Origin of the sequence: Parachitinimonas caeni (assembly GCF_030129945.1) — a bacterium.
In the GTDB taxonomy this organism is placed as follows: Bacteria; Pseudomonadota; Gammaproteobacteria; order Burkholderiales; family Chitinimonadaceae; genus Parachitinimonas; species Parachitinimonas caeni.
Map to the genome: position 1 here is coordinate 1 of NZ_JARRAF010000028.1, position 12,977 is coordinate 12,977.

Genomic DNA, 12,977 nt, shown 5'->3' on the forward strand with positions numbered 1-12,977 from the left:
GTTTGTTGCGTCGTTTGGGTTCTTCCCCCCCCCCCCCCCCCCCCCCCCCCCCCCCCCCCCCCCCCCCCCCCCCCCCCCCCCCCCCCCCCCGCGACCGGAAACAAAACGTCAACAGAGCCTAGCCATCAGTATAGAAACTGCGGGACGTACTGCAGGCAACATGCCGACCAGCATTCAGCCATCAGCCATGAAAAATGCCCGCCCCATCGTCATGGCACGATGGGGCGGGCATCGACTGGCGCCACGCGTCAACGCGGCAACGAGAACCGCTTATTTCTTGCTCAAGTCTTTATAGGCCGCCGGTACATTCAGGCCCGGATGCACCCAACCGAACAAGGCATAACCAGCAAATTCCGGCATGGCAACCTGCTTCACGGTCTGCTCCAGGCTCAGCCCCTGATCAACCGCCGTCTGAACCTGCTTGCGCACGGTATCGAGATAATTGATGTGCCAGTTCAGATCATCGCGCGTCATCGGCACGCCGTGGCCCGGCACAATGCGGGCATCGGCCGGCAGGAAGGTGTGAACCCGCTTCAGCGTCTCCAGCGTGGCCACCAGATTGCCATCAAGCAGCCAGGGCAGTGCCGGTTTGGCTGCAATCACCGGGTTACCCGCCCACAGCACTTTCGATTGCGGCTCCCAGACCCACAGATCACCGCCTGTCTGGCCAAAACCGAAGTCGATCACGTCAACGGTCTTGCCCCCCAGGTCCAGGCTGAGCTTGCCGCCAGCAGGCACCAGCACATCACCGCTACGGGCGCGGATCTGCTCGATTCCCCGGCCATTCCCGAAGTTCTTGATCATGAAAGCCTTGTCGTCTTCGAGATGGTTGGCAATGTAGTCTCGCGTCACCACATGCTGGACGATGCGGGTGCTGGCCGGCATGAACATATTGCCGAACGAGTGGTCACCGTGCGAACTGGTGTTGACGGCGTAAATCAGCGGCTTGCCCCCCAGCTTCTTGCTGAGATCCTGTACTTGCTGGTTCAGACGCTGATTCAGCATGGTCTCAACCAGCAAGGCGCCTTTGCTGCCCACGATCAGGCCGCCACTGGTTGCGGCTGCGCCGCCTTTCGCATTCAGCTCTTTGGCATCTTTGGCGTAGAACGCATAAACATCTGGTGCCAGCTTTTCGCTGACCATTTCGACCTTGTTGCCATCCCAGATCGGTTCGGCGGCTTGGGCCGACAGAGTAAATGCTGCAGATAGAACAGCCGAGAGTAAGGCGCGTTTCATGATGGATCTCCTTGTTGCGTTGCAGTGTTATGAGATGGACATAGCTTACTCTTTGCATGATTGCACTATAATTCGTAAATTCAGCAAACTGACTTTGCATTAATGCACAGCATCAACGATCTGAACGACCTGCGCTATGTCGAGGCCGTCGTACAAGCCGGCTCACTCTCTGGGGCAGCGCGCAAACTCGGCGTCAATCACGCCACGGTTTTCCGCCGCATCAATCAACTGGAGGCCGAGCTTGGTGTGCGGCTGTTCGAGCGCGACGACGGCCGGTATCAGGCCACCGCAGCCGGCGAGGAGCTGGCGCAGGCCGGCACCCTCATCAGCGAAGCCGCCGCCCAGGCCCTGCTCAAGGTTGCCGGGCGAGACCTGCGCCCCAGCGGCAGCGTGCGCATCACCACCACCGACAGCCTGGCACGCGGCCTGCTCAACCCGATACTGGTGCAATGTCGCCTGCAATATCCGCAGATTCAGCTTCAGCTGCATATCGACAACGCCATGGCCAATCTCTCGAAACGCGATGCTGACATTGCGATTCGGCCCGCCCCCTCGCCTCCTGAACATCTGATTGGCAAATGTATTGGCGAGCTGGCGTTTGCGGTATATGGCGCCCGGCCCTATCTGGCGCAATGTCCTGACACGCCCTTTGCGCAGCACGCCTGGATCGCCCTCGATGACAGCCACGGCCGTCACCGTACCCTCCGCTGGCTTGAACAAATGGTGGCGTTAGACAGCGTGGGCTATCGCATCAACAGCTTTGGCGGCATACGCGATGCGTGTAGTGCCGGCCTCGGTTTGGCGGTATTGCCTTGCTTCCTGGCAGAAGCAGAAGCCGGGTTGCAACGGGTCGGCGCTCCGCTGCCTGACTGCATGTCGGAACTTTGGCTGCTGACCCACCCCGACCTGCGCGACACCCTGCGGGTAAAAGTGATTTACCAGCTGCTTTTGCAGGCACTCTTGCAAAAGCGCGATATTTTGCGGGGAATATAAATATTCAATCCAGGCCAATCAGATCACTCCGGCATTGATACGATCAATGCGATACACCACCGATTCGCCCAATCCCCTCAATGGCTGAATTTGCATGAAGTGCGCGCATTCGCATGAAAAGAAATAGCGCGACATTGCTGAAACCGGAATATTCATCATTACCCCCAGAATATGCTCGATCGTGCCGCCGTGGCAGACAATCAGCCGGTTATATTCCGGTTTGTTTTGAATTTCGGCTTCCAGGCCCGAAAACCAGTTTGCCACCCTTAAACGGTGCGCCGCTACCGATTCCACTCCCTGAATCACCGCATTCGTGTGCCAATAACCTTGCAATTGAATATCCTGGCATTGTTTCAGCGTAATCGGGCTGGATGGCATGAAATTTCTCTCTGCCAGATGATCGATTATTTGTATCGACACCCCGGTATTCTCTGCCATTACCCCGGCAGTCTGAAATGCGCGCAGAATTGGGCTGCTGTATATTTCATCAATTTTTATCTGGCTAAACATCGCTGCCAACTGCTGCGCCTGCTGCCAGCCATATTCTGAAAGGCGGTTTTCTTCGTCGGGAATCAAATAATCCTCCGGGCCCAGTAACTCGCCCAGAGGTTCAGCATGTCTGATCAGATAAATCATTGTTCTCTCACTGTGTCGTGGCAGCGCTTCCTGCCCCGTCGGCCTGACGCATGCCGCACAGGCATTGGCCGGCCAGCAATCCGCCCAGCCCACCCCGGTTGAATTCACTCAAATTTCTAGCACGAAAATTGCGCAAGCATTGCAGTATGCCGCAATCAGTTAAGTAATACCCAATTACGACAAAATGATCAGATAGATTTAATAACCATAATTATTCTATCGATTTTTTATACAGGAAAACCCGTAAAATCGCGTAAAAAGCTACCGTTTAGCACGCGATATCGACCGCTTATCCAGCAAATTCCTAATCACATTGACTGACAATGTTCAACAGTCCAACAATATAAGCAACCTCTGATTCACTTCCGGCAAAAACCTTTTTATCGCATCCGGTAAATCGCGATAACGTTGCCGCCACCCTGTTGATGAGGCTTATCCATTCACTCGCCCCACTCCCGCCAATTGATGGCCGATGGGTAAAAGCACTTTATTGCATTTTGATAAATCATTTACCTGCAAGCGAGTCAGCACAGATTTTTCCAGCCAAAGATAATGCGGGTTCAAACTTTAATTGATATGCCATGCAGAGACACACGCTGTAATTATTTTCTGCCGTCCTAAATCAGGAGATCCATCATGACTACTGAAGTTTATACGGGTTATCGCCATATTTCCGATCAGGTATTGCAGGAGCTGGCAGATCGTCACCGCTGGATTGTCGAGCCGATTTTCCGGGCCAGCAGTTATGTCCGCAAAATGCCATTTTTTGAATTTGTGCAAGGCATGCGTTCGCATCACGACTTCAAGCCTGCCGCCTTGCAGCTGTATCACCACTCCGCCACGTTTCCGAAAGTCATGGGCTTGATGCTGGGCCTGACCCCGATGTCCGAGAATCACATGATGCCTTTCTACGCCGAGCATGCTTTTGGCGAGGGGCCGCATCATCGCATGCTGTTCGACTGGATGCTGCACAACGGGGTGATTCTTGGCGAAGAAGAGGTGCGGCGCGTCATTCCAACCGTCGAGACCAATGCCTGCGTCAATCTCGCTTATCAGATGGCCATCGAACAGGATCGCGACAAATGGCTGGTCGCGCTCAATTGCGGTATCGAGCGCTGCTCGAACGACTTCTTCAAGGTGGTCGCACCGAAGATGTATGAGCTTGGCGTTGGCCATGCCTATTTTGATGTACACGTTGAAGCCGACGAGCACCACAGCATCATGGGGCTCGATCACATCCACACCGATCTGAGCGCCGAGCGGCAGCGGGTGCTGATTGCCAAAGCGCTCGAAGGCATCACGCTGTGGGCCGCCATGCTGCATTCGTGGATCGGCATCACTGCGGTACCGGCCTTTGACCTCGATGGCATGCCGATCAAACGCGCCACACTGACTTGCCATTGAACCGATGGCATCCGGCATTGCTGAGGTTTTCATGCAGGCAATTGATTTCAAATGGGGAATTCAAACCCGCAATCTAAAAATTACATTTAAAAATCATTTAGTTATCTAGAAAGCTCCAGCAGCACCCAGGCAGATTGCGCAGCCACCTCCCTCGCAGTCTGCCTTTTTTGCTTGGGCAGCCATGCGGCATACCGCGACTGGCGTATTTCTTAAATGTTATGTTATAACATTTACATTCCACCACTGATGAGGATCAGCCAGCATGCAAGCGCCCGCCAGTCACTCCCGCCTGCCCGTCACAGTCCTGTCCGGCTTTCTGGGTGCCGGCAAGACCACCTTGCTCAACCACATCCTGCATAACCGCGAAGGCCTGCGGGTGGCCGTTATCGTCAACGATATGTCCGAGGTCAATATCGACGCCCAATTGGTGCGCGATGGCGGGGCAGCCCTGTCCAGGGCCGAGGAAAAACTGGTAGAGATGAGCAATGGCTGCATTTGCTGCACCCTGCGTGAAGACCTGCTGCGAGAGATCCGGGCGATGGCGCAAGCCGGCCGGTTTGACTATCTGCTGATCGAATCAACCGGCATTTCCGAGCCGCTGCCGGTGGCCGAGACATTTACCTTCTGTGATGACGCCGGCCAGAGTCTGGCAGACATCGCACGGCTGGATACCCTGGTAACCGTCGTCGATGCCTTCAACTTTCTGCATGACTACCGCAGCGAAGACCTGCTGGCCGAGCGTGGCCATATCGCAGCAGAAGGTGATGATCGCTCGCTGGTGGATCTGCTGGTGGAGCAGATTGAATTCTGCGATGTGCTGGTGCTCAACAAGACCGATCTGGTCAGCGCCAACGAGTTGGCATGGCTCAACGCCACGCTGCGGGCACTCAATCCGCGCGCCAGAATCCTGCATAGCGAATTTGGCAAGGTGTCACCCGAGCAGATTCTGAATACCGGGCTGTTCGACTTTGAAACCGCTGCCGAAGCGCCCGGCTGGTTACAAACCTTGCGGGGCGAACACCCTCCCGAAACCGAGACGTATCAGATCAGCAGCTTTGTTTACCGGGCCCGCCGGCCGTTTCACCCCGGCCGTTTCTGGGCGCTGATCCACCGCGAATGGCCGGGCGTCATCCGCTCGAAAGGCTATTTCTGGCTGGCAAACCGGCCGCAGTTTGTGGGCAGCTGGTCGCAGGCCGGGCTGGTATCGCGTTACGGCGCTGCCGGACTATGGTGGGCCAGCGTGCCGCGCCGCGACTGGCCGGAAGACGCCGAAGCCGTCGAGGCCATCGAAGCCGCCTGGCACCCGCACTACGGGGATCGCCATCAGGAAATCGTGCTGATCGGGGTGGGTTTGAATCAAGCAACCCTGATCGCCCAGTTTGACGCCTGCCTGATGACCGACGCCGAACTCACCCAAACCACTGCACTCGACGACCCCTTCCCGCTCTGGGACACCGAAGCATGGCAGGAGGCGGCCTGAACGCCAGAGCCTAGGCTCACCCTTCCAGCAACTGCCTGGGCAACAGGCTGGGCGAGCCGTGGGCCTCGGCCTCGGCTTTACGGATGGCGGCAACGATGCGGGTGGCAATGGGTGCCGGGCGGTTGAGGGTGCGGGCCAGGGCGATGACAGCACCTTGCAGATAGTCGATTTCGGTCAGCCGGCCTTGCTGCAGGTCTTCCCACATTGACGAGCGGGCCTCCGGGTCTATCTTCAGCATCCGGCCCGCCACCAGCCGGAACAAGGGGGTGGGCAGCCGCAGAATGTAAGGAATTGCCCAGGGCGGCACCTTCTCGATGGTGGCCGGCTGAATGCCGGCCGCCTTCAGCAGATCAAGCGCTTCCCGCATCGAGGCCGCCAGCAGGCGACGCCAGGCCGGATGCGAGAGTTCCTGCACCAGTGGCACCCCGCTGAGCGCGTTCAGTGCATTGTTGAGGTTGATCAGCAGCTTTCCCCACATCACCGCCGACATATCGGCATGCGAAGCAACCGGGAGTCCCTCAACCTGTAGCGCCTGCGCCAGCCCTTCACAAGCGGCATCGACAAGCAGCGAGCCACCGGTCCCCCGGTGAAACCGTCCCCCTTCGAGCTGCACCACATTGAACGGCACCATGCCGCCGTAGGCAGTCTGCTGAAAGATCAGGCTGCGCAGCACATCGGTATTGCCCACGCCATTTTGCAGACTGACGATCACCGCGCCGCGCGCCGCATTGCGGGCAATGGTGCTGGCGATCGTGGCCGTGCCCGAGCTTTTGACGGTCACCAGAATCAGATCGGCCGTGGCCAGGCAACCGGGGTCGGTCGCCAGCGCCATATCCCCCGCCGCGATGCGCCGGTCGCGGCCTTCAAAATCAGTCAGGCGCAGGCCGTGGCGTTGAATGATGTCAGCCATTCGCGGCCGCACCAGCAAAGTCACCGGACGGTTGGCGAGTCGTAAACACCCCCCGACATAACAGCCGACACTGCCGGCGCCAGCAATCACGATGCGGGGATTGGGTTTCAGCATGGGTAAACCACTAAGCGCAGATTCATTGCTTGAAAGTCAAAGTCCAGTAGTCCAGAACAAACAGCATAGCTGCTGAGGAGGCCCTCTATGAAGATCAAGGTAAACGGCAAAAGCCGAAATGTCGATGCCAGCCCCGATACCCCCCTGCTGTGGGTGCTGCGCGATGAGCTGGAAATGACCGGCACCAAGTTTGGTTGCGGCATGGCGCTTTGCGGTGCCTGCACGGTCTGGGTGAATGGCCAGCCGACGCGCTCGTGCATCACACCGGTATCAGCCGTGGGCACTGCCAGTGTAACTACCATCGAAGGTCTGCAGGGCCGCGCCGCCAGCGCCGTACAGATGGCCTGGGAAAAACTCGATGTCGTGCAATGCGGCTACTGCCAGAGCGGTCAGGTGATGGCGGCCACCGCCTTGCTGATGAAAAACGGCAAGCCGACCGACGCCGACATCGACGCCGCCATGAGCGGCAACGTCTGCCGCTGCGCCACCTACCAGCGCATTCGCGCCGCTATCCACGAAGCCGCCAAGATCATGGGAGGCAAAGCATGAGCGCCGAACTCAGCCGCCGCGATTTTCTGAAAGCCAGTGCCACCGTTACTGGCGGTCTTTCCCTGGCGTTCTGGCTGCCGGGCACCGCCGAAGCCATCAATACCGACCAGTTCAAACCCAACGCCTTTATCAAGATCGAAGCCGACAACAGCGTCACCGTCATCTCGAAGCACCTGGAAATGGGCCAGGGTGTCTACACCGGCCTCGCCACCATCGTGGCCGAAGAGCTTGATGCCGACTGGAGCCAGATCAAGATCGAAGGCGCCCCGGCCGACGCCCGCCGCTACAACAACCTGCACTGGGGCCCAGCCCAGGGCACGGGCGGCAGCAGCTCCATCGCCAACTCCTACATGCAGCTACGCCAGGCTGGCGCCACGGCCCGCGCCATGCTGGTCAGCGCTGCGGCTGAAGCCTGGAAGGTGCCGGCAGAAGCCATTACCGTCGAGCGCGGTACCCTCAGCCACCCCCCTAGCGGCAAAAAGGCAAAGTTTGGTGACTTCGTCAGCCAGGCGCTACGCCAGCCGGTGCCCGAGAAAGTCGCGCTGAAAGACCCCAAAGACTTCAAGCTGATCGGCAAACACGCCCCGCGCAAAGACAGCCGCGCCAAAACAACCGGCCGCGCCCGTTACACCCAAGACGTAAAAATGCCGGGCCTGCAAACCGCCCTCGTCATCCACCCGCCCCGCTTCGGCAGCAAGGTTAAAAGCTTCGATGCCAGCGCCGCCAAACCGATGAAGGGCGTATTCGACGTCGTACAGATCCCCTCCGGCATTGCCGTACTCGCCAAAGATTTCTGGACCGCCAAACAAGCCCGCGACCAGGTAAAAGTCGAGTGGGACGACAGCAACGCCATGACGCAAGGCACTGCCGAACTACTGGCCGAATACCGCGAGCTGGCCAAACAAGACGGATTAGTCGCCCCCGGCAAGCGCGGTGATGTCGATGCCGCACTGGCCAAGGCCGCCAAGGTGATCAACGCCGAATTCCTCTTCCCCTACCTCGCCCACGCTGCGATGGAGCCGATGAACTGCGTGGTCAAACTCAGTGCCGACCAATGCGAAGTCTGGAACGGCGAGCAGCTGCACACCGGCGACCAATACGCCCTGGCACAAATCACCGGCCTCAAACCCGAGCAGATCAAGATCAATATGCTGTTTGCCGGCGGCAGCTTTGGCCGTCGTGCCAACCCGGTATCTGACTACGTACGCGAAGCGGCCAGCATTGCCAAGGCTATCGACGGCAAGGCGCCGGTCAAACTGGTCTGGACCCGCGAAGACGATATGCGTGGCGGCCACTACCGGCCGTTCTACCTACACGCCCTCAGCGTAGGGCTGGATGAACGCGGCCAGCCAATCGCCTGGAAACAGCGCATCGTCGGCCAGTCGATCATGGCTGGCACACCGTTCGAGAGCTTCGCCGTGAAGAACGGCATCGACAGCACGTCGGTTGAAGGCGCGGCCAATCTCGCTTATGGCATTGCCAACCTGCAAGTTGACCTGCACTCGCCCAAGCATGCCGTGCCCGTGCAGTGGTGGCGCTCGGTCGGCCACACCCATACCGGCTTTTCAACCGAAGTGATGATCGACATGGCCGCCCATGCCGCCTCGCTCGACCCGGTGGCCTACCGGCTGGCCCTGCTGCAAGACCACCCGCGCCATAGCGCCGTGCTCAAGCTCGCCGCCGACAAAGCCGGCTGGACCAAACCGCTGGCCCCCGGCAAAGCCGGCGAAAAACGCGGCCGGGGCGTGGCCGTGCATGAATCATTCAACACCGTGGTCGCACAGGTGGCCGAAATCACCGTCAAGGCCGATGGCAGCTTCAAGGTCGATCGGGTCGTGTGCGCCGTCGATTGCGGCGTGGTCATCAACCCCGACAACGTGCGCGCCCAAATGGAAGGCGGCATCGGCTTCGGCCTGGGCGCCGCCCTGCACGACGCCATCACCCTCAAGGCCGGCGCCCCCGAACAATCCAACTTCCACGACTACCCGGCCCTGCGCATCAACGAAATGCCGCAGATCGAAGTCCACATCATCCCCTCCACCACCAACCCCACCGGCGTGGGCGAACCCGGCGTCCCACCCATTGCCCCGGCAGTAGCGAATGCCTTGGCCGCCGCAACGGGGAAACGGGTGTTTGAGTTGCCGATGGGGCGGGGGTAAAGCACAAGCACATGATTTAACAGGCAAGCTCCTGAGTTGCAGATCTTGCAGATTCAAAGATGAGTTATAAGTTTCGGGAGAAGAAATTGAGCCATATCTTGTCTAAAAGAATATCAACTCATATTGAAAACAGTATCAGGGAGCATTTATTTCTAGATGATGCCAATCAGAGTGCCAAAATAAACAGTAGAGGTTTGGTTGCAATCTGCCTAGCGAGTCTAGCATCCACCACTTACAGCGAGCTTAAGTCTTACATAATAGATGGTAGCGGAGACAATGGAATCGATGGGGTGTTTTACGACCATCCCAGGAACAATCTATTTGTAGTACAGGCAAAATGGTCAGAAAGAGGCAGCAGCACCATAGATACTGGTGACCTTAGAAAGTTCATAGCAGGCACTTATGACTTACTTAATGAAGACTGGGGAAAATTCAATGATCGCTTAAGATATATTTCTTCCTCAATCTCTCAATCCCTAAGAAATGATCCAAAAATTACTTTAGTTGCAGCCTTCAACAGTGACAATCCAATCAGCCCTGATTGCCAAAAAATAATTGAAGAGTTTCTAAAAGAAAACAATACAGACTCTCAAGAAGTGGTAACATTCATCCAATTTAATCTAACTAAAATTGTTAGGGCAATAAAAACTATTAACTCAGCAGAGAAGCCAGATCTTGAAGTAGTATTACTAGACTGGGGGCAGCAAACCACGCCTTATTATGCAATATATGGGAAGATACCATGCGCAGACATAGCCGAATGGTACAATAAATTCGGAAACTTACTTTTCTCGGAAAACATAAGGAATACTCTTTCAGAGAGCGAAGTAAATAATCAAATCGAACAAGAACTCCTAACAAATCCATCTGATTTTTGGTATTTAAACAATGGAATTACCGTCATTGCTGACCGTATTACCAGAAAGGCACTAGGGTTAGGGGAAGGCAGAGAAAGTTCATATTGGAAGATAGACAATGCAAAAATCGTAAACGGTGCACAAACCACAGGATCAATTGCCAAGTCATATCAAAGGAATCAATCAAAGGTCAAGCAAGCATACATCCAAATTAAAATAATTTCATTAGACAATGCCCCTGGAAATATTGCAGCTAGAATTACAGTCGCAACAAACACACAAAACAAAGTAGAGCCAAAAGATTTCTTGGCGCTAGATCCAATCCAAGACAGTCTTTCGGAGTCTTTTAAAAGTATTGGTATACAATATTCATACAAAAGAGGGGACAGTATTATTGACCCCAAAAACGGCCTGGACATTCAAGACTTGGCAATTACACTAGCTCTATACAGCGAGAGCATTGCTAACGTCACAACAGCAAAAAGAAATGCCGGATCTCTAACAGATAGGAATGGGTACTATGAAAAAATTTTCACCGGCCAAATAGATGTTAAAAAAGCCTGGGAGAAGGTAAAAATATGGAGGCAAACATCAGACCTCCTAGCTACAATTTCAAAAAGCACAACGGGAAGGGATTCACAACTAACCATACATGGAAATAGATTCATTGAGCATTTAGTATTAACACTAGACCTTCCTTCAAACTCTAAGTTATTAAACATAATAATTAGATTAATAATGTCAATCATATCAGAATCATACGGAAACGAATGCTACTTGGCAGTTTTATTCAAAAATACAAGGAAATGCGAATTCATAAAAGATAAACTCCTCATCCAGCTGCTTGAAGCCCTGAATTCCAAGTCATAATTACAGAATATTACCCATATGGTATAGGAATTTAATTTTCATGATTGAGAAGACTAGCTCTATCCTCCCCTGGCTCCAATCCCATCATGCCGTCACGCTGGTCACCGTTATCGAAACCTGGGGTTCCGCGCCTCGGCCGGTGGGGTCGCTGATGGCGGTGCGGGATGATGGGTTGGTGGAAGGGTCGGTGTCGGGTGGTTGCGTGGAGGATGATCTGGTGCGACGGGTGTTGCGCGGGGAGTGGCCTGCGCAGCCGCAGTTGGTGACGTATGGTGTGAGCCGGGACGAAGCGGCGCGGTTTGGCTTGCCATGTGGTGGCACTTTGCGGCTATTGGTGGAGCCTTTGCGCGACGCTGGTTGGATTGCCGAATTGCAGGCACGGATAGCGCGGCACGAGCTGGTGGCGCGCCGGCTGGATCTGGCCACGGGAGCGGTCGAGCTGGTGCCCTCGTTTCGGGGTGATCGGCTGCAGTTTGACGGGCAGACGCTGCATGCACCGTTCGGGCCGCAGTGGCGTTTGTTGTTGATTGGTGGCGGGCAGCTTTCGCAAGTGATGGCGCAGATGGCGCCGCTGCTGGGTTATCAGGTGCTGGTGTGCGATCCGCGTCGCCAGTATCGCTCGGGCTGGGAGGGCCTGGATGTGGTCTGGCAGGAGGGCATGCCGGATGACGTGGTGGTGGCGATCCAGCCCGATGCCCACACCGCGATTGTGGCGCTGACGCACGATCCGAAGCTCGATGATATGGCGCTGCTGGAGGCGCTGAAGTCGCCGGCTTTTTATGTGGGGGCGCTGGGCTCGAAGGCCAATTCGCAGAAGCGGCGCGAGCGGCTGGCCTTGTTTGATTTGGGCGAGGCGGAAATCGCGCGGCTGCATGGGCCGGTGGGTTTATCTATCGGCAGCCGTACGCCAGGCGAGATTGCGGTGTCGATTCTGGCCGAGATGACGGCGGTGAAGAACGCTATCCGCCCGCTGGCACAGCCAGACAGCGTAGGTTGCCATGCCGGGCGCTGAGCCCGTCGGGCTGTTGCTGGCCGCCGGCCGGGGCAGCCGCTTTGATGCCAGCGGCCAGCGCAACAAGCTGCTGGCGCCGCTGGCTGATGGTCGCCCCCTGGCGGTGGTCGCCGCGCAACATTTGCTGGGCGTCTTGCCCAGGGTGGTGGCTGTGGTGGCCCCCGATGCCACGCTTCTGGCCAAGCATCTGGCCGATGTCGGCTGTGAAGTCGAGCTTGGCCTGGCCGCAACGCCGGGGATGGGCGCCAGCCTCGCCTGTGGGGTTGCCGCCAGCCGCGAGGCCAGCGGCTGGGTAGTGGCGCTGGCCGATATGCCCTGTATTGCCGCTTCCACCATCGCCAGTGTGCGCGATGGCCTGCTGGCGGGCCACGATCTGGTTGCCCCTCGCTACGCCGGTCAGCGCGGCCACCCGGTCGGCATCTGCGCCCGCCATCTCAATACCTTACTCACCCTCAGCGGCGATCAGGGCGCCCGCAGGCTATTCGCGACCGAGCCTGTTCATTGGGTAGACGTGGAGGATGAGGGAGTGCTGCGAGATGTGGATACGCCAGACGATCTAAACCACCTGCCTCTGCGTGCCACCTGACGCCACCGCCACGCTCACCGGGCCTGCTCACGACCCAAAGAGCGGAGCTTTCTGATTTCTTACATAATCCTTACTTATCAAATACCTGCGCAAGCGCCGCCCCCATACGACCCGATTTGCACCGCCCAATTTACCGAAAGAATGATGACATTTAAATTAATTTACTTTAAT

11 protein-coding genes are annotated in these 12,977 nt (G+C 56.7%); 8 read left to right on the forward strand and 3 right to left on the reverse strand.

What is annotated here, in order from left to right:
• Nucleotides 1–270: 270 nt before the first annotated feature.
• Nucleotides 271–1,236, reverse strand: a complete 966-nt coding sequence (locus tag PZA18_RS18090; RefSeq protein ID WP_284102277.1) for an MBL fold metallo-hydrolase — start codon at nucleotides 1,234–1,236, stop codon at nucleotides 271–273.
• A gap of 102 nt (nucleotides 1,237–1,338) precedes the next feature.
• Here PZA18_RS18090 and PZA18_RS18095 point away from each other — a divergent pair, with 102 nt between their 5' ends.
• Nucleotides 1,339–2,229, forward strand: a complete 891-nt coding sequence (locus PZA18_RS18095; RefSeq protein ID WP_284102278.1) for a LysR family transcriptional regulator — start codon at nucleotides 1,339–1,341, stop codon at nucleotides 2,227–2,229.
• Nucleotides 2,230–2,247: 18 nt separating this feature from the next.
• On the opposite strand, the gene PZA18_RS18100 is transcribed toward PZA18_RS18095, so the two are convergent.
• A complete protein-coding gene (locus PZA18_RS18100) occupies nucleotides 2,248–2,865 on the reverse strand; it encodes a histidine phosphatase family protein (RefSeq protein WP_284102279.1) in 618 nt (205 codons plus the stop codon).
• A 636-nt stretch (nucleotides 2,866–3,501) separates the two neighbouring features.
• Between PZA18_RS18100 and PZA18_RS18105 the strand changes: the two genes are divergently transcribed.
• A complete protein-coding gene (locus PZA18_RS18105; RefSeq protein ID WP_284102280.1) occupies nucleotides 3,502–4,269 on the forward strand; it encodes an iron-containing redox enzyme family protein in 768 nt (255 codons plus the stop codon).
• Nucleotides 4,270–4,531: 262 nt separating this feature from the next.
• Complete coding sequence (gene zigA / locus PZA18_RS18110; protein WP_284102281.1) at nucleotides 4,532–5,749, forward strand: zinc metallochaperone GTPase ZigA; 1,218 nt, start codon at nucleotides 4,532–4,534, stop codon at nucleotides 5,747–5,749.
• Between the two features lie 16 nt (nucleotides 5,750–5,765).
• On the opposite strand, the gene PZA18_RS18115 is transcribed toward zigA, so the two are convergent.
• Entirely contained in the window at nucleotides 5,766–6,773 is a 1,008-nt protein-coding gene (locus tag PZA18_RS18115) for a 2-dehydropantoate 2-reductase (RefSeq protein ID WP_284102282.1), read from the reverse strand.
• A gap of 87 nt (nucleotides 6,774–6,860) precedes the next feature.
• Between PZA18_RS18115 and PZA18_RS18120 the strand changes: the two genes are divergently transcribed.
• The 5 genes from PZA18_RS18120 to PZA18_RS18140 all read left to right on the forward strand — a co-directional run bounded on the left by PZA18_RS18120 (nucleotide 6,861) and on the right by PZA18_RS18140 (nucleotide 12,806).
• Complete coding sequence (locus PZA18_RS18120; protein WP_284102283.1) at nucleotides 6,861–7,322, forward strand: (2Fe-2S)-binding protein; 462 nt, start codon at nucleotides 6,861–6,863, stop codon at nucleotides 7,320–7,322.
• Nucleotides 7,319–9,481 carry a xanthine dehydrogenase family protein molybdopterin-binding subunit gene (locus tag PZA18_RS18125; protein WP_284102284.1) on the forward strand — a complete coding sequence of 721 codons (2,163 nt, stop codon included), beginning with the start codon at nucleotides 7,319–7,321 and terminating at the stop codon, nucleotides 9,479–9,481. The genes PZA18_RS18120 and PZA18_RS18125 overlap by 4 nt, the downstream gene beginning before the upstream one ends.
• 86 nt (nucleotides 9,482–9,567) lie before the next feature.
• Nucleotides 9,568–11,208: an AIPR family protein gene (locus PZA18_RS18130; RefSeq protein WP_284102285.1), complete on the forward strand. Its 1,641-nt coding sequence runs from the start codon at nucleotides 9,568–9,570 to the stop codon at nucleotides 11,206–11,208.
• Between the two features lie 40 nt (nucleotides 11,209–11,248).
• Entirely contained in the window at nucleotides 11,249–12,220 is a 972-nt protein-coding gene (locus PZA18_RS18135; protein ID WP_284102286.1) for an XdhC family protein, read from the forward strand.
• Nucleotides 12,207–12,806, forward strand: coding sequence for a nucleotidyltransferase family protein (locus tag PZA18_RS18140; RefSeq protein WP_284102287.1), 600 nt, complete (start codon nucleotides 12,207–12,209; stop codon nucleotides 12,804–12,806). The genes PZA18_RS18135 and PZA18_RS18140 overlap by 14 nt, the downstream gene beginning before the upstream one ends.
• Nucleotides 12,807–12,977 lie beyond the last annotated feature (171 nt).